We start from the raw sequence: 16,577 nt of genomic DNA, 5'->3' as shown, positions 1-16,577 counted from the left end.
CAAAAGAGGACGGACATCATGAAACGCCGAAATTTGGTAGTCGCACTAGCACTTGGGGTCTTGTGCGCGCAGGCGCCGTCGTACGGCGCGGACCCCACGATCGTGAAGATCGGATTCGCCGCGCCGCTGACGGGGCCGGTCGCGCGCGTCGGCAAGGATCTGGAGAACGGCGCGCAGCTCGCGATCGACGAGGCCAACGCCAAGAACCCGACGATCGGCGGCAAGCCGGTCAAGTTCGTGCTCGACGTGCAGGACGATCAAGCCGACCCGCGCACCGCGATCCAGGTCGCGCAGAAGATGGTCGACGACGGCGTGGTCGGCGTGATCGGCCATTACAACTCGGGGTGCAGCATCCCGGCCTCGACGGTCTATCACACGGCGGGTGTCGCGATGATCACGCCGGGCTCGACCAATCCGGCGCTGACGCACCAGGGCTTCCAGAACGTGTTCCGCACGATGGGTCATGACGGCGTCGGCGGCGTGATCGCGGGCCAGTTCGCGGTGCAGCAGTTGAAAGCGAAGCGCATCGGCATCATCGACGATCGCACAGCCTTCGGGCAGGGTCTCGCCGACGCGTTCGAGAAAGGCGCGAAGGAGGCGAACGGGAACATCGTCGATCGCGAGTTCACGAACGACAAGGCCGTCGACTTCCGCGCGATCCTGACGACGCTGAAGGAAAAGAACGTCGACATGATCTTCTTCGGCGGGCTCGACGAACAAGGCGCAATGCTCGTCAAGCAGATGCGCTCGCTCGGCATGCCGACGCTGCTGTTCGGCGCGGGCGCGCTGAAGAGCAATGCGTTCCTGCAGATCGCGGGCCCCGCGGGCGAAGGCACGCAAGACCTGGAGCCGGGCCCGGCGCTCGACAAGCTGCCTGCGGCGCAGGACTTTGCGAAGCGCTACAAGGCGCACTTCAACCAGGACGTCGAGTTGTACGCGCCGTTCGCCTATGACGCGACGCTCGCGATGCTCAAGGCGATTCAGGACGCCAATTCGCTCGACCGCGCGAAGATCGTCGCCGCGTTCCCGAAGGTCACGGTGACGGGCGTGACGGGCAAGATCGCGTTCGACCCGAACGGCGATCTGATCAAGCCGCCGTACACGCTGTTCGAAGTCCAGCAGGGGCAATGGAAGAGCTTGCGGACCGTGGGCGGCAGTAGTGGGGCGTGAGTCTGAAGACGTGAAAAGATGAAAAAGTGGCGCCGGAGGCCACGCGCGAAAGTACCTCGCGCGGAGTCGTCCGGCGCCATTGCCAAGAGCCTCAATGCATTGGCGCCGCCGCCGGATGTTCGACGATCGCGTAAAGATTGTGTTAACGCGAGACGGAAACGCTACTACGCCTTGACCGTCGTTGGATTCAACTCGATGTGCAGAATGACGAGCCAGCGCTTTGGGCAATCCATCGCGACTTGCAGCGCCGCCTGGCCAGCATTGCCCTCGGACTTGACGAAACCCTTCTCGCGCGCGAATCCATACGCGCGCCGTGCATCGGATTGCAGCCACAGCGTGAACAACCCGCACGTCATGCAACTGAACATCCAGATCGTTTGATGCGAGATCTCCGGATCGATCTGCTGCGCGGCCAGCGTGAATACGGAGGTCAAGACCTGGTTGGCCAAGAAGGCGATCGCAATCACCTTCGCCATGCCTCTTAACAGCATGTGTAGTCTGGAACGCTCAATCATCGGTGTGTCGTTTCCCTCGAATTCCGAGGACCTTCCTTTCGTTTCATAGCCTGGAAATCACGCCGCGAGCGCCCACGCGCGGCGCGTGACTTCGAGCGTCTTCGTCCACGCCGCCAGCGTGCGTGCGGCAATCGCCGGCTTGCAGAGGATCGCGCTGTCGTAGCGCTTGCCATCGAAGCGCTGGAAGTCCGTGATGCGAAAGCCTTGCCCGCGATAGAACGCAACCAGGTGCGCGGCCGGCTGCGGCGTATCGAGCGCCAGCTCCGCGTAGCCGCGCGTCGCGGCCCAGTGCTCAGCGAACGCCAGCAGCGATTTGCCGATGCCGCGGTTCTGGTACGTCGGATCGACGCCCAGCTGACGCACGCTCGCCACGTCGTCGCGCTGATATAGCTCGCATGCCGATTCGCGATCCGTCGCGTAGAGCGTCATCGTGCCGACGACACGTCCGTTGCACACGGCCACATAGCAATCGCCGCGCTTCGCGCGCTGCTCGGTCACGAGCACGCTCTGATCGACGCATGTGCAGTTCAGGCCCATCATGCCGAGCCGCGCGAACGATCGATGCAGCATGTCCGTCAAGTGCTCGAACGAATCGCGCTTCGGATCGAAGCGCCGCACTACGACGCTGCCGATGCCGCGCTGGACATAGGCGACACGCGGAGGGTTCGTTGCTGCTTTTCGTTGCTTGCTCATGACAGCCTCCCTGGCGATCGCGTTGACGACTTGGCGTTAGCGATCGCTCGCTTCTCGCTTTGTTATCGAACTGCCCGAAGTTTAGGGTTCGGCGCTTCGCGCTCGCAAGAAAAAATCTCGTAAAAAAGCGAGGCGTTCAGTCGGCAGGCGCACCTGATTCCTTCCGGATTTACGACATTTTTATTTGCCCCGCCCTATACCTGTATCCAACCTGATTTCAGGTTGCGTCGCCGCGCTCGACAGGCCGGTGAGGGCGTCGTATTGCCCGAAGAAAACAAGGAGACCGTCATGAATCTGCTGATCTGGCTACCGGGAATGTTCGCGCTCGGCTTGGGCAGTCTCGTGCTTTGTCTGCTCTTCATCCACGCCTGCGACAAGATTTGAGGACACCATCATGGCCTGGATTGCTGCCGCGATATCCGCGCTGACCTTCATCTATCTGTTCGTCGCGCTCATACGTCCCGAGTGGTTTTGAGCGTTGCTTAACGCAGTTCCATCGAATTCTTAGCGCCGATTAGCGCCTTTTCGCGCCCAAGGGGAGCGTTATGTGGACCCTGCCGATTCTCATTCTCGTGACGGCCATCGTCATCTCGATCCCGCTCAGCCGCTACATGGCGCGGATCATGGACGGCCATTACAACGCGCCGCGCCTCTTCCACTGGTTCGAAGCGCGGCTCGACAGCGGCCCGCAGAACTGGAAGCAATACACGATCTCGCTGCTCGTGTTCAACGCGGCGCTATTCGTGTTCGGCTTCGTCGTGTTGTCGCTGCAGCCGCTGATGCCGCTCAATCCGCTTGGACGCGGCATGCTCGCGCCGTCGACGATCTTCAACACGGTCATCTCGTTTATGACCAACACGAACCTGCAGCACTATTCCGGCGACCAGCATCTATCGAACTTCAGCCAGATTTTGTTCATCCTGCCGAACATGTTTCTTTCGGCGGCAGTCGGCGTGTGCGCGCTAACCGCGATCATTCGCTTGCTGCGCGGAGCCGAGCACGTCGGCAATTTCTTCGTCGACATGTGGCGCGTCGTGCTCTACATGTTCGTGCCGGTCGCACTGATCATCGGCGCGATCTTCATCCATGAAGGCATGCCGATGACGTTGCAGAGCGACGTGCAGGTCACGACGCTCGAGCCCACGGCGATGGGCACGGACGACCACGGCCAGGCGAAACAGCAAACGCTGATCGTCGGACCGGTAGCCGCGGTGATTCCGATCAAGATGCTCGGCACGAACGGCGGCGGCTTCTACGGCATGAACAGCGCGCATCCCTACGAGAACCCGAGCGCGCTGTCGAACTTCGTGACGACGCTCGCGATGATGATCTTCCCGTTCTCGCTCGTGCTGATGTATGGGCGCATGCTCGCGCGTCTCAGGCACGCCATCGTGATCTATAGCGTGATGCTGTCGATGATGATCGGCTTGATCGCATGGGCCGTCTATTTCGACACGATGAAGCCCAACCCGGCGTTCACCGCGCATGCGATGTCGCGCACCTATCCGCTGGCGGGCGCGCATCGCACGCTCACGATCCCGCCTGTCGCCGCACTGCCGGTCGACCAGCATCTGGGCAATCTCGAAGGCAAGGAATTGCGCTTCGGCACGTCGGCGGGCGCGACCTTCGCGGCGATCACGACCGACGTGACCTGCGGCGCGGTCAACGCCGAGCATGACAGCCTGAACCCGATCGCGGGTCTCTCTCCGCTCATCGGGATGTGGCTCAACTGCGTGTTCGGCGGCAAGGGCGTCGGCATGATCAATCTGCTGCTGTTCTTGATCGTCGGCGTGTTCCTCGCGGGGCAGATGGTCGGACGCACGCCGGAGTATCTCGGCCGCAAGGTCGGCGCGCGTGAGATGAAGCTCGCGATGATCGCGCTGCTCGTGCACCCGATCTTGATTCTCGGCCCGAGCGGCCTGTTCTCCGCGACCGACTGGGGCACCAAGGCCGAAGCGAATCCGGGCGCGCATGGGTTCAGCGAAATCGTGTACCAGTTCTCGTCCTCGTCGGCGAACAACGGCTCCGCGTTCGACGGGCTCGCGACCACCTACGGCTTCAACAGCAACCCGAACCCGGCGCCGACCGCCGTGCAATGGGATACGGCGACTGGCCTCGTGATGCTGTTCTCGCGCTACTTGCCGATCGTGGCGCCGATTGCGATGGCCGCGTTCCTCGGCCGCAAGAAGGTGGCGCCCGCGACGCTCGGCACGATGCGCGACAACACCGCGACGTTCGGCTTCCTGCTGCTCGGCACGATCCTGATCGTCGGCGCCTTGCTGTTCTTGCCGATTGCCGCGCTCGGACCGGTCGCGGAGCACTTGGGGCCGATTCCATTCGGCGGATAGCGGATGTCAAACCGTTTCCGAATCTGACATCACTTAGCGAATCAACTAGCGAACGAATCGATTAGATAGCGAAATCGAGGAGCGTATCTCATGGAAACCGCCAAGCTCGCGCATGGGGCGGCCGTCGGGGCCACGCCTGCCGGCCCTCGCCCGCCGCAGCACTCGCAGGCGAGCAAACTGTTCGCCTCGGACCTGGTGCGCGCGGCGCTGCGTCAGTCGATCGTCGCACTGCGCCCGGACATCCAATGGAAGAACCCGGTGATGTTCGTCGTCGAGATCGGCGCGGTGCTCACGCTCGTGTTCATCGTGCAGATCGCGCTCGGCTTCGCGCATAGCGAGGCGCCGCTCACCTACTTCATCGCGCTCGACGTCTGGCTCTTTCTGACCGTCGTGTTCGCGAACTTCGCGACCGCGATCGCCGAAGAGCGCGGCAAGGCGCAAGCCGATGCGCTGAAGCGCGCGCGGCGCGATACGATCGCGTGCCTCGTGCATCCCGACGGACGGCAAGAGAAGGTGTCGTCGATCAAGCTGCAGCGCGACGACGTCGTCATCGTGCGCGCGGGCGATGTGATTCCGAGCGACGGCGAAGTGATCGATGGCACGGCGACCGTCGACGAGTCGGCGATCACGGGCGAATCGGCGCCGGTGATCCGCGACGCGGGCGGCGACCGTTCCGGCGTGACGGGCGGCACCACGGTGCTGTCCGACGAGATCATCGTCCGCATCTCGGCGCATGCCGGCGAAACCTTTCTCGACCGCATGATTGCGCTCGTCGAAGGCGCGGTGCGGCAGCGCACGCCGAACGAGATTGCGCTCACGCTCGTGCTGTCGGCGTTCACGCTGATCTTCCTGATCGTCGTCGTGCCGCTGTGGCCGATGGCGTTCAACGCCGAGCAATACATGACGAGCTATCTCGGCCTGAGCGAGCCGCTGCACAGCCTCGGCACCGACGTGCCCACGCTCGTCGCACTGCTCGTCTGCCTGATCCCGACGACGATCGGCGCGCTGCTCGCGGCGATCGGCATCGCGGGCATGGACCGCGCGCTGCGCGCAAACATCATCGCGAAGAGCGGCAAGGCGGTCGAAGTCGCGGGCGATATCGACACCGTCGTGCTCGACAAGACCGGCACGATCACGATCGGCAATCGCCGCGCGACCGGATTCATGCCCGTCGGCGCCTACGACGAAGGCGAGTTGAAGCGGCTCGCCGCGATGGCGTCGTTCGGCGATCAGACGCCGGAGGGCAAGAGCATCGTCTCCGTGGTGTCGCCGCTTGCGCCCTACCCGGCCGATCACGGCATGCACGCCTTGCCGAAGGACGCGAAGCTGATTCCGTTCAGCGCGCAAAGCCGCATGAGCGGCGTCGACCTGCCCGACGGCCGCATGATCCGCAAAGGCGCGCCCGATGCAGTGGTCGCGTACGTGAAGCAGCACGGCGGCGAAGTGCCGTTCGGCCTCGACCCGATCCTGCAGCAAGCGGGGAAGCTTGGCGCGACGCCGCTGCTGGTCGCGAACGGCAACGAGATCGCGGGCGTGGTGATTCTCGAAGACGTGCTCAAGCCCGGCATCCGCGAACGCATCCAGCACTTGCGCAAGATGGGCCTCTACACGGTGATGGTCACGGGCGACAACAAGCTGACCGCCGCGACGATCGCGCAGCTCGCGGGCGTCGACAACTTCATCGCCGAAGCGACGCCCGAGGCGAAGCTCACCTATCTGCGTAAAGAGCAGGCCGAAGGCAAGCTCGTCGCGATGATGGGCGACGGCACCAACGACGCGCCCGCGCTCGCGCAAGCCGACGTCGGCCTCGCGATGAACTCGGGCACGCAGGCCGCGAAGGAAGCCGGCAATATGGTCGACCTCGACAGCGATCCGACCAAGCTCATCGAAGTGATCGAGATCGGCAAGCAGCTGCTGATGACGCGCGGCGCGCTCACGACGTTCTCGATCGCCAACGACGTCGCCAAGTATTTCGCGATCGTGCCCGCGCTCTTTGCCGGCACGCTGCCGTGGCTCGGCGCGATGGACGTCATGCATCTGCATTCGCCGACCTCCGCGATTCTGTCGGCGGTGATCTTCAACGCGCTGATCATTCCGTTGCTGATTCCGATCGCGCTGAAGGGCGTCAAGTACCGCGCGCTCGGCGCCGACGCGCTGTTGCGACGCAACCTGCTGGTTTGGGGACTCGGCGGCGTGATCGTGCCGTTCGCCGGGATCAAGCTGATCGATGTCGTGATGGTCGCGCTGCATCTGGTCGCGTGACTCGGGTCACATGAGCATCGCGTGAAATCCGCGCACTGAGCTTTGCATGAGACCAGAGTAAGCGCTAAAGCGCTAACTCTGGTCGACAGGGAGACAACCATGCTGCGCTACGTATCGAAAAGTGCCTTGCTGCTGGGGATGGCAGTCGTGCTGGTGTGCGGCCTCTATCCGGCGATCCTGTGGATCATCGGGCAGACCGCGTTTCCGTTCCAGGCGAACGGCAGCATCGTGAACGGGCCCGACGGCAAGCCGGTCGGTTCGCTCTTGATCGCGCAGCCGTTCACGAAGGACGAATACTTCCAGCCGCGTCCGTCCGCTGTGTCGTATGACGGGTCGTCGTCGGGTTCGTCGGCGCTCGCGGCGTCGAACTATGCGCTGCGCGATCGCGTCGCGCGCACGCTGGGACCGATCGCGCAGTATGCGAGCGGGCCAAAGGCGGGACAGCTCGTCGCGCCCGATGTCGAGACGTGGTTCCAGGCGGATCGCGCCAACGGCCAGCCTCATATCGTCGCGCAATGGGCCGACGCGCATAACTCGCTCGCGCAGGCGTGGGTCAACGCAGACCCGTCGCATGGGAAGTACGTCGACGAGTGGACGAAGAGCCACCCGCAAGCAGTCAAGCAATGGATCGCGGCGAACCCCGGCACGCCACAGCCGAAAGCGGCGGACCTTGCCGTGCCGTTCTTCGAATCGTTCTCGGCCGAGCACCCAGGGCAGTTCCCGTCGAGCGTCACGAAAACCGGCAGCGACGGCAAGAGCGTCACGTCGATCGAACCTGTGAAGACCGGCTCCGACATTCAGTCGATCTTCTTCGACATGTGGCGGCAGGACCATCCGGACGTCGTGCTGCAAAACGTGCCTGGCGATTTCGTGACGACCTCGGGCTCGGGTCTCGACCCCGACATCACGCTCGCCAACGCCGACTATCAACTGGACCGCGTGGCCGCCGCATGGGCCAAGGATACGAAGCGCGATCCGGCGATGATCAAGAGCGAAGTCAGCGCGCTGCTGCAGCAGAAGGCGCATGCGCCGCTGGGGGGTCTCGCGGGCGAACCGTTCGTGAACGTGCTCGAAGTCAACCTCGAATTGCGCAGGCGGTTTGGGGCGCCGGCGTAAGGCCATTCGATTCGGCTCCGGGTGCTCCGATCCGATAGCGACTATATTGGTTGATAAGGCCCTGTCGCCGATCGCCTGTGCAAATTCGATGCCGGCCCGGCCAGCGGGGCTACGGGTATTCCCGCAAGGAAGACCCGAAGGGAGAGCCATCATGCGCCGCATCTACTTCCTCTTGCCCGACGTGCCGAGCGCGAAGGGCATCATCGACGAGCTGCTGCTCAAGCGCATCGAGTGGCGGCATATCCACGTGCTCGCCCGTCCCGGCACCCCGCTCGAAGACCTGCCGCAATGCACGCTCTCGCAGCGCAGCGACCTGCTTCCCGCACTTGCGCGCGGCACGGCGGCGGGCGGCGTGACAGGCGCGCTGGCGGGGCTCATCGCGATGGCGTTTCCTCCAGCGGGGCTCACGATCGCGGGCGGCGCCGTGGTGCTGATGACGCTGGCGAGCGCGGGTTTCGGCGCGTGGACGGCGACGATGATCGGCGTCGACGTCCCGAACACGCGACTGAAACGCTTCGAGGCCGCGATCGAGAAAGGCGAGCTGCTGATGATGGTCGACGTGCGAAAAGACCTCGTCGACGAGATCGAAGAACTCGTCAAGAGCCATCATCCCGAAGCGGATATCGAAGGCACGGACCCGACGATACCGGCATTTCCGTAACCGTTTTCGTCGAGCCAACACGCTCGCGCGGGCTTGACGATCCGGGCTGCGCGAGCCGCCCTTGCCAGCGTCCCAGCCGACATCGAGGCCGCCGCGCGCAGCAGCGGCCGCCCTCCCCGTTTTGCCGTTTGCCTTGCTTTTCCACTTCGAATCGCGGCACGATACGGTAACGTTCATACCGTTTTCACGTCATTCGTGCGTGCAAAAACTCCTTGGAAAACAGGCATGCGACTTAGCTTATTGAAGGGAATCCGACCTCTGGACCGGGCTGGCGCCCTTCGCGATGCGATGGCGGGCGCGACGCTCGCCTCGATGAACATCCCCCAGGTGCTCGGCTATGCGCGCATCGCGGGCATGCCCGCGGTGACGGGCCTCTACACCGTCCTCTTGCCGCTCGTGGCGTTCGCGATCTTCGGCGCATCGCGGCACCTCGTCGTCGCGGCCGATTCGGCCACCGCCACGATCTTCGCGAGCCGGCTCGCAACCATGGCGCCCGTCGCGAGCGCGAAGTACGCGGCGCTCGCGGGCGTCGTCGCGATGCAGACGGCCGCGCTGCTCTTGATCGCGCGCATCTTCAAGCTCGGCTTTCTCGCCGACTTTCTCTCGCGCACGGTGCTGGTCGGCTTTCTTGCCGGCGTCGGCGTGCAAGTGGGCATCGCGATGCTCGGCGACATGTTCGGCGTGACCGTGACGACGCGGCACAGCATCGAGCAGCTAGGCCAGGTCCTCGATCAGTTACCGCACACTCAGCTCCCCACGCTGGCGATTGCGGCGCTCGTGGTAGCGCTCATCCTCGGCTTCAAGCACTTCATGCCGCGCCTGCCGGTTGCGCTCTTCGCCGTCGTGGCGTCGATCGCGGCAAGCTACGCGTACAACTTCGCGGGTCACGGCATCGCGGTGATCGGGCCCGTCGCGGGCGGGTTGCCGTCGCTGCACTGGCCGCTCGTCGGCTGGCGCGAATCGCTCGAACTGCTGCCCACCTCCGCGTCGTGCTTCGCGATGATCATCGCGCAGAGCGCCGCGGCCAGCCGCGCGTTCGCGGAACGCTATCGCGAGCCCGTCGACATCGACTCCGACATCCTCGGCATCGCCGCCGCCAATGCGGCCGCGGCGGTGACCGGCGCGTTCGTCGTCAACGGCAGCCCGACGCAGACCGCGATGGCCGAGCGCGCCGGTGCGCGCAGCCAAGTGGCGCAGCTGGTGTTCGCGGCCGTGGTCGTCGTGGTGCTGCTGTTCCTGAGCGGCACGCTTCAGTACCTGCCGCACTGCGTGCTGGCCGGCATCGTGTTCACGATCGCCGTCGGCCTCGTCAACGTGCCGAGCCTGATGGCGATCCGCAGCGAGAGCCCTGGCGAATTTACGCTGGCGCTCTTCACGGCGGCGTCGGTAGTCGTGATCGGCGTCGAGCAGGGCATCTTGCTGGCGGTCTTCCTGTCGCTGTTGCGGCACGTGCGCCACAGCTATCGCCCTCACACGATGATGCTCGAGCCCGGCGCCGATTCGCGCTGGCTGCCCGCGCCGGCCACGCCGGGCGCCGAGACCGCGCCCGGGCTGATCGTGTACCGCTTCGGCGCCGATCTCTTTTACGCCAACGATCATTTCTTCGTCGATGAAGTCCGCGATCTCATCGAGCATGCGCCGAGTCCCGTGCGCTGGTTCGTGGTCGATGCGGGCGCCATCACCGATCTCGACTACTCGGCTGCGCGCACCGTCACCGAGCTCTGCGAAACGCTGACGCAGCGCCAGGTCCAGGTCGTGTTCGCACGCGTCAACCAATACCTGTATTCGGACATGGTCCGGCACGGCATCGCCAGCGTGATCGGCGAGACGCGCATCTTCAAGACGCTGCATGAGGCGCTCGCCGTCGTCGAGGCGGACGAAAGCCTGCACGCGAGGCACGAGGTCTGAAGCCGGCGGGCCGGTGCGTAAATAACCGGCCCCGCGCTGCAACTGGCTTATGATGCGAGCCCTTCTCTCTCTTCGAAGCGTGAACACGCATTTCTCGTCATGGCCAATCTCAACTTCACGCTCACCGGCGACTTCGTCGAATTGCACAACCTGCTGAAGATCACGGGCCTCGCGGACAGCGGCGGCTCGGCGAAGGCGATCGTCGCGTCGGGCGCGGTCACGGTCGACGGCCAGGTCGAGCTGCGCAAGACCTGCAAGATCCGCGCGGGCCAGGTCGTCATGCTCGGCGACACGCGCATCGCCGTGCACGAAGCGGCTTAGCACGCATACTGACGCGCCTTCGCGCCCGCAATGCGGCACAGATAGACCGCTCGCCTCATCGACAGCCGCACGCGCTGGCCATATGCTGTCTGTTTTCGAAATAAGAAAGGTGCGCGCAAGGTTCGCCGCACCAGCAGGTTTTCGCAGGTCCCTATGTCTCAATCCCGTCTTTCTCACGCGGCCGTTCCGCCGCCCAGCCTCACCCGCCACGCCGCCGACACCGCCCGTCTTGCCGCGCCGCTCGCGATCGCACAGCTCTCGCAGATGGCGATGGGCGTCACCGACACCATCCTGCTCGGCTCGCTCGGCCCCGACGCGCTCGCGGCCGGCGGCCTCGGCGCCACGCTCTTCTTCGTCGTCGTGACGCTGCTGCAAGGCGTGCTGACCTCGGTCTCGGTCAGCGTCGCCCATGCGCGCGGCGCGCAGGCCGAACACCGCGTGCCGCACATCTATTGGACCGGCCTCCTGCTCTCGGCGATTCTCGCGGTGCCCGCGTTCGTGCTGCTGTCGTTCGCGCATCCGATCCTGCTCGCGTTCGGCGAGCCGCCCACGCTCGCGCGCGACGTCGGCGAATACGCGAACATCCTGCGCTGGGCGGCGCTCGGCAGCCTGATCGGGATCGGCATGATGCGCTCGTTCCTGCCCGCCATCGGCGCGGCGAAACGCTTGCTGTGGGTATCGATCGCGGGGGTCGCCGTCAATGCGGTGCTCAACTACGGCCTGATTCACGGCGCCTATGGCTTGCCGCGGCTCGGCTTTCTCGGCTCGGCGGCGGCGACGACCTGCACCATCTGGCTCACGGCAATCGCGCTCGTGATCCTGCTGCACGGCCGCGAACGCTACCGGCGCTTCGTCACTGCCGCGCGGCCGAAACTCCCGCTGATGGGCGAGCTGTTCGCGATCGGCTGGCCCGTCGCCATCACCTATGGCGTCGAATCGACGCTCTTTCTCGCCACCGGCCTCATGATCGGCCTGCTCGGACAGACGCAACTCGCGGCACATCAGATCGCGCTGAACGTCGCGTCGGTGGCGTTCATGGTGCCGCTCTCGATCGGCCAGGCCGCGAACGTGCGAGTCGGCTACTGGGCCGGCGCCGGGCAGCCGCTCGCGGCACGGCACGCGGGCTTCGTCGCGCTCGGGCTCGGCGTCGGGTTCATGACGCTGTCGGGCCTGGTGCTGATTCTTGCGCCGCATTGGATCGTCGGGCTCTATCTGCGTCTCGACAATCCGTCCGAGGCGCCGACGGTCGCGCTCGCCGCAACGCTGCTCGGCGTGGCGGCCGTGTTCCAGATCGTCGACGGCATGCAGACGGTCGCCGCAGGGTGCTTGCGCGGTCTCAAGGACACGCGCATCCCGATGATCGCGGCGGCGTTCGGCTATTGGGGCGTCGGCTTCCCGACCGGCTATACGCTCGCGTTCCACTTCGGCCTCGGTGCGCGCGGCCTGTGGTGGGGGCTGGCGGCCGGGCTCGCGAGCGTCGCCATACTGTTGACGCTGCGCTTTCATAAGAAGAGCCAGCATTTGACAGACACGCCCCAGGCATAAGCAAAGCATCCGTTGTTGGTTGGCGCGCGGCATCGCGCCGGGTACGATGGAATCGACTCCTCTGACAGGGTGTTTGGCCCGCGCTGCCGGCGGGCCTTCTTTTTTACTCCTCCGTTTTTCCTCTCGCGCTGTCGTTGCTGGGCACGCCGCTTGCTGATTGGCTGACGGACTGACGGCTTCGCCAAGCGATTCCTCCTTACATGCCTTTTTCTAGGCAGACGCTCAACGAACGTCCCGTCTGACGAAGAAACGCATCGATGGGAGAGCGACGCACCGTGATCGAACTTGGGCGACCGGGCAACCCTGCGCGCCAGCACGCGCAGGATGCAATCACGCGTCTTTCGCGGACGCGCCAAGCGGCCTCGCGTGCAATCCGATACATAGCCCTCCTCGTCCTGGCCACGCTGATCGCCTCCTGCGCGACGCGGCCCCCCGCCAATGTCAACCACCCCGTCACCCACGCGCTCCCCGCGTCGGCGGATACGCCGCTCTCCGAAGCCCTCGCTCCGCTCGAAAAGGCCCATCCCGGCGAATCGGGCTTCGTGCTGCTGCCGAGCGGCGTCGCAGGGCTGCAGATGCGCGTGGCGCTCGCGCGCGCCGCGACGAAAACGCTCGACATGCAGTACTACATCGCCGACGAGGACGTCACCGGCAAGCTGATGCTGGCTGCGGCGCTCCATGCCGCCGACCGCGGCGTGCATGTGCGGCTCCTCGTCGACGACCTGAACTTCAAGGACATCGACAACACGATGGCCGCGCTCAACACGCATCCGAACATCGACGTGCGCGTGTTCAACCCGTACGGCAGCGCGCAATGGGGGATGTTCGAGCGCACCGAGAACATCTTCACGAAAATCGATCACTTCACGCGCCGCATGCACAACAAGGCGATGATCGCGGACAACCAGATCGCGGTCGTCGGCGGCCGCAATCTGAGCGACGAGTACTTCGGCATGAGCCCGACGCTCGTGTTTCGCGATCTCGACGTGTTGGCAGCCGGGCCGGTCACGCACGATGTCTCGGCGAGCTTCGACACGTTCTGGAACAGTTCGGATTCCTACCCGCTCTCCGTACTGAACAAGCAGCACTTCGAAACCGCCGATCTCGACGCGACGCGCGACGCATTGCGCGCCCATTGGCGCGAAGACGCCGACGCCTACAACGCCAAGCCGCTCGACAAAACGCCGCTCGCCGAGCGCATCGCGCAGCAGCAGCTGGATCTCACGTGGGCGAAAGCCGAATTTCGCGGCGACTCGCCAAGCAAGATCACGGCGCCGAGCGACACCTATCGAAGCCCGCCGATGCACGCGCTCGTCGAGACGGTGCGGTCCGCGCAGCGCGAGGTGCTGATCCTGTCGCCCTACTTCGTGCCGCACGAAGGCGGCGTCAAACTGCTCGGCGAGCTGACCAAGCGCGGCGTGCGCGTGGCGGTACTGACCAACTCGATGGCGTCCACCGACGCGATCTCCGTGCAGGCCGGCTATAGCCCGTACCGCGTGCCGCTGCTCGAAAACGGCGTCGAGCTGTACGAGTACAAGCCTCTCCACCAAACACCCGAAGGGCACGAAGAGCACGAGAGCCTCACAGGCTCCGAATCGCGCACGGCCCTGCACGCGAAGGTCTACGTGATCGACCGCAGCACGCTCGTGATCGGCTCGATGAATCTCGATCCGCGCTCGGCGCACCTGAACACCGAGCTCGCGCTCTTCATCCACAGCCCGGCGCTCGCCAGCCAAGTCGCGCAACTGTTCGAACAGGCGACGTCGCTGCGGGCAAGCTACCGTCTGCGGCTCGCGACGCCCGCCGAAAGGGCCCAGCTGCAAGGGCTCGCCGGGTCCACGTCGCGCATCGTGTGGACGAGCGAGGAACCCGGCGCAAGCGGCCCCTATCTGAAGACTTGGACGCTCGACCCGCAAGCCGGCCTCTACCGAAACGCGCTCACGGGTCTATTCTTGTGGTTGCCCGTCGATTCGGAGCTGTGACGCTGGCATGACAGCGCGCCGAATCCGAACCCTCTGTCAATTGGAGCTGAACATGACCGACGACGTACGCATGGAACGCGACACCTTCGGCGAAATCGCCGTGCCGAACGCGCACCTCTGGGGCGCGCAAACGCAGCGTTCGCTGCAAAACTTCAAGATTTCGACGGAAAAGCAGTCGCCTGAACTCATCAACGCGCTGGCGATCATCAAGCGCGCGGCGGCCGAGGTGAATCTCGGCCTGGGCGTGCTGCCCGAAGACAAAGCGCACGCGATCATGCAGGCGGCCGACGAAGTCATCGACGGCAAGCATCCGGGCGAATTCCCGCTCGCGGTCTGGCAGACGGGTTCCGGCACGCAGACCAACATGAATCTGAACGAGGTGCTCGCGAACCGCGCCAGCGAATTGATGGGCGGCGAGCGCGGCGAGGCGCGCAAGGTGCATCCCAATGACGACGTGAACCGCGGCCAGTCGTCGAACGACGTGTTTCCGACGGCGATGCACGTCGCCGCGGCGTACGGCATCGTCAAGCATCTGCTGCCCGCGCTGAAGACGCTGCGCGCGACGCTCGACACCAAGGCGCAGGCCTTCGCCGGCATCGTGAAGATCGGCCGCACGCACCTGCAGGACGCGACGCCGCTCACGCTCGGCCAGGAGTTTTCGGGCTACGTCGCGCAGCTCGATCACGGCATCAAGCACGTCGAATCCGCCCTGCCCCATCTCTATGAGCTGGCGCAGGGCGGCACGGCGGTCGGCACGGGCCTCAACGCGCATCCGCAGTTCGCGCACAACGTCGCACAGACGATCGGCAAGCTGACCGGCCTGCCGTTCGTCACGGCGCCGAACAAGTTCGAGGTGATGGCCGCCGCCGACGCGCTGGTGTTCGCGCACGGCGCGTTGAAGACGGTCGCGGCGAGCCTCATGAAGATCGCCAACGACATCCGCTGGCTCTCGAGCGGCCCGCGCTGCGGCCTCGGCGAACTGTCGATTCCGGAAAACGAGCCGGGCAGCTCGATCATGCCGGGCAAGGTCAACCCGACCCAATCCGAGGCCATGACCATGCTGTGCTGCCAGGTGTTCGGCAACGACGTCGCGATCAACCTGGGCGGCGCGAGCGGCAACTTCGAGCTGAACGTGTTTCGTCCGATGATCGCGCACAACGTGCTGCAATCGATTCGCCTGCTCGCCGACGGCGCGCACAGCTTCAACGACAACTGCGCGGTCGGCATCGAGCCGAATCACGACCGCATCGAGACGCTCCTGAACGAATCGCTGATGCTCGTGACGGCGCTCAATCCGCACATCGGCTATGACAAGGCCGCCAAGATCGCGAAGAAGGCGCACAAGGAAGGCACGACGCTGAAGGCGTCGGCGCTCGCGCTCGGCTATGTGACCGAGCAGCAGTTCGACGAGTGGGTGCGTCCGCAGGAGATGGTCGGCAACGCGCAGAAGTAGCGGCGCGCCGACCAACAAAAAGCGCCGTGGCGGCGGACCGTCACGGCGCTTTTCACATCAGGCTCGCGTCAGATCTTCCCTTGCGCGATTTCCTCGGGCTTGAGTTCGACGATCGCGTCGAGCGCAGCCTTCACGTCCATCGCGTACTTGGCGATGCTTTTCTGCTCGTCGGTTTCCGGCACGAACGCCGGCACCGGGATCGGCGTGCCGTTCTCGTCGACGGCGACGAACACGACCAGACAGTCGGTCGTCAGACGCAGCTGACCGCTTTTCGGGTCGCCCGCCATCACCGTGACGTGGATATGCATGCTGGTGCGGCCCGTCGCGACGACGCGCGCGCGCAATTCGACCAGATTGCCGACGAGAATCGGCCGGCGGAAGCGAATATTGCCGACGCTGACCGTCACGCAATAGCGCCCCGACCAGACGGCGGCGCACGCATACGCGGTCTCGTCGATCCACTTCATCAACGCGCCGCCATGCACCTTGCCGCCGAAGTTGACGGACGTTGGCTCCGCGAGAAAGCGGAAGGTGGTTTCGGAACGGTCCATCGGTGCGGCGGGCGTGCTCATCGTGACTCCGGTCAGGCGAGGGTTCTAAATG

At 64.9% G+C, this 16,577-nt stretch carries 14 protein-coding genes; 11 read left to right on the top strand and 3 right to left on the bottom strand.

Annotated elements, in window-relative coordinates:
* Positions 1 to 18: 18 nt before the first annotated feature.
* Positions 19 to 1,170 carry a branched-chain amino acid ABC transporter substrate-binding protein gene (locus AAHK20_RS09975; RefSeq protein ID WP_449181286.1) on the top strand — a complete coding sequence of 384 codons (1,152 nt, stop codon included), beginning with the start codon at positions 19 to 21 and terminating at the stop codon, positions 1,168 to 1,170.
* Positions 1,171 to 1,334: 164 nt separating this feature from the next.
* Here AAHK20_RS09975 and AAHK20_RS09970 read toward each other — a convergent pair whose 3' ends face one another.
* Positions 1,335 to 1,661, bottom strand: a complete 327-nt coding sequence (locus AAHK20_RS09970) for a hypothetical protein (protein ID WP_449181285.1) — start codon at positions 1,659 to 1,661, stop codon at positions 1,335 to 1,337.
* An 81-nt stretch (positions 1,662 to 1,742) separates the two neighbouring features.
* Positions 1,743 to 2,378 (bottom strand): GNAT family N-acetyltransferase, encoded by a 636-nt coding sequence (locus AAHK20_RS09965; protein ID WP_449181284.1) that lies wholly within the window; start codon positions 2,376 to 2,378, stop codon positions 1,743 to 1,745.
* 394 nt (positions 2,379 to 2,772) lie between these two features.
* Between AAHK20_RS09965 and kdpF the strand changes: the two genes are divergently transcribed.
* The 10 genes from kdpF (at position 2,773) to fumC (ending at position 15,974) form a co-directional block, all read left to right on the top strand.
* Positions 2,773 to 2,853: a K(+)-transporting ATPase subunit F gene (gene kdpF, locus AAHK20_RS09960; RefSeq protein ID WP_449181349.1), complete on the top strand. Its 81-nt coding sequence runs from the start codon at positions 2,773 to 2,775 to the stop codon at positions 2,851 to 2,853.
* Between the two features lie 70 nt (positions 2,854 to 2,923).
* Positions 2,924 to 4,726 (top strand): potassium-transporting ATPase subunit KdpA, encoded by a 1,803-nt coding sequence (gene kdpA, locus AAHK20_RS09955; RefSeq protein WP_449181283.1) that lies wholly within the window; start codon positions 2,924 to 2,926, stop codon positions 4,724 to 4,726.
* A gap of 90 nt (positions 4,727 to 4,816) precedes the next feature.
* Complete coding sequence (gene kdpB, locus AAHK20_RS09950) at positions 4,817 to 6,988, top strand: potassium-transporting ATPase subunit KdpB (protein ID WP_449181282.1); 2,172 nt, start codon at positions 4,817 to 4,819, stop codon at positions 6,986 to 6,988.
* Between the two features lie 99 nt (positions 6,989 to 7,087).
* The gene (locus AAHK20_RS09945; RefSeq protein WP_449181281.1) at positions 7,088 to 8,104 is read left to right on the top strand and encodes a potassium-transporting ATPase subunit C; all 1,017 of its coding nucleotides are present in this window, start codon (positions 7,088 to 7,090) and stop codon (positions 8,102 to 8,104) included.
* Positions 8,105 to 8,255: 151 nt separating this feature from the next.
* Positions 8,256 to 8,765, top strand: a complete 510-nt coding sequence (locus tag AAHK20_RS09940) for a DUF1269 domain-containing protein (protein ID WP_449181280.1) — start codon at positions 8,256 to 8,258, stop codon at positions 8,763 to 8,765.
* A gap of 225 nt (positions 8,766 to 8,990) precedes the next feature.
* Positions 8,991 to 10,673, top strand: coding sequence for a SulP family inorganic anion transporter (locus AAHK20_RS09935; protein ID WP_449181279.1), 1,683 nt, complete (start codon positions 8,991 to 8,993; stop codon positions 10,671 to 10,673).
* A gap of 99 nt (positions 10,674 to 10,772) precedes the next feature.
* On the top strand, positions 10,773 to 10,994 hold the full coding sequence (locus AAHK20_RS09930; protein ID WP_449181278.1) for an RNA-binding S4 domain-containing protein: 222 nt from the start codon (positions 10,773 to 10,775) through the stop codon (positions 10,992 to 10,994).
* 153 nt (positions 10,995 to 11,147) lie between these two features.
* Complete coding sequence (locus AAHK20_RS09925; RefSeq protein WP_449181277.1) at positions 11,148 to 12,539, top strand: MATE family efflux transporter; 1,392 nt, start codon at positions 11,148 to 11,150, stop codon at positions 12,537 to 12,539.
* Between the two features lie 257 nt (positions 12,540 to 12,796).
* A complete protein-coding gene (locus AAHK20_RS09920) occupies positions 12,797 to 14,521 on the top strand; it encodes a phospholipase D-like domain-containing protein (RefSeq protein ID WP_449181276.1) in 1,725 nt (574 codons plus the stop codon).
* A 52-nt stretch (positions 14,522 to 14,573) separates the two neighbouring features.
* The gene (gene fumC / locus AAHK20_RS09915) at positions 14,574 to 15,974 is read left to right on the top strand and encodes a class II fumarate hydratase (protein ID WP_449181275.1); all 1,401 of its coding nucleotides are present in this window, start codon (positions 14,574 to 14,576) and stop codon (positions 15,972 to 15,974) included.
* 68 nt (positions 15,975 to 16,042) lie between these two features.
* Here fumC and AAHK20_RS09910 read toward each other — a convergent pair whose 3' ends face one another.
* On the bottom strand, positions 16,043 to 16,546 hold the full coding sequence (locus tag AAHK20_RS09910; protein WP_449181274.1) for an acyl-CoA thioesterase: 504 nt from the start codon (positions 16,544 to 16,546) through the stop codon (positions 16,043 to 16,045).
* Between the last annotated feature and the right edge of the window lie 31 nt (positions 16,547 to 16,577).

The organism is Trinickia camelliae, from assembly GCF_053525655.1.
Note: the sequence above shows the minus strand (reverse complement) of the source record. Positions and strands in the feature narration are given on the sequence as shown.

Excerpts from the sequence above, each read along its gene's own strand:
- fumC (WP_449181275.1), top strand. The coding sequence starts at position 14,574 with ATGACCGACGACGTACGCATGGAACGCGACACCTTCGGCGAAATCGCC.
- AAHK20_RS09910 (WP_449181274.1), bottom strand. The coding sequence starts at position 16,546 with ATGAGCACGCCCGCCGCACCGATGGACCGTTCCGAAACCACCTTCCGC.
- AAHK20_RS09925 (WP_449181277.1), top strand. The coding sequence starts at position 11,148 with ATGTCTCAATCCCGTCTTTCTCACGCGGCCGTTCCGCCGCCCAGCCTC.
- AAHK20_RS09940 (WP_449181280.1), top strand. The coding sequence starts at position 8,256 with ATGCGCCGCATCTACTTCCTCTTGCCCGACGTGCCGAGCGCGAAGGGC.
- AAHK20_RS09970 (WP_449181285.1), bottom strand. The coding sequence starts at position 1,661 with ATGCTGTTAAGAGGCATGGCGAAGGTGATTGCGATCGCCTTCTTGGCC.
- AAHK20_RS09935 (WP_449181279.1), top strand. The coding sequence starts at position 8,991 with ATGCGACTTAGCTTATTGAAGGGAATCCGACCTCTGGACCGGGCTGGC.
- kdpA (WP_449181283.1), top strand. The coding sequence starts at position 2,924 with ATGTGGACCCTGCCGATTCTCATTCTCGTGACGGCCATCGTCATCTCG.
- kdpF (WP_449181349.1), top strand. The coding sequence starts at position 2,773 with ATGGCCTGGATTGCTGCCGCGATATCCGCGCTGACCTTCATCTATCTG.
- AAHK20_RS09965 (WP_449181284.1), bottom strand. The coding sequence starts at position 2,378 with ATGAGCAAGCAACGAAAAGCAGCAACGAACCCTCCGCGTGTCGCCTAT.
- kdpB (WP_449181282.1), top strand. The coding sequence starts at position 4,817 with ATGGAAACCGCCAAGCTCGCGCATGGGGCGGCCGTCGGGGCCACGCCT.
- AAHK20_RS09945 (WP_449181281.1), top strand. The coding sequence starts at position 7,088 with ATGCTGCGCTACGTATCGAAAAGTGCCTTGCTGCTGGGGATGGCAGTC.
- AAHK20_RS09975 (WP_449181286.1), top strand. The coding sequence starts at position 19 with ATGAAACGCCGAAATTTGGTAGTCGCACTAGCACTTGGGGTCTTGTGC.
- AAHK20_RS09920 (WP_449181276.1), top strand. The coding sequence starts at position 12,797 with ATGGGAGAGCGACGCACCGTGATCGAACTTGGGCGACCGGGCAACCCT.
- AAHK20_RS09930 (WP_449181278.1), top strand. The coding sequence starts at position 10,773 with ATGGCCAATCTCAACTTCACGCTCACCGGCGACTTCGTCGAATTGCAC.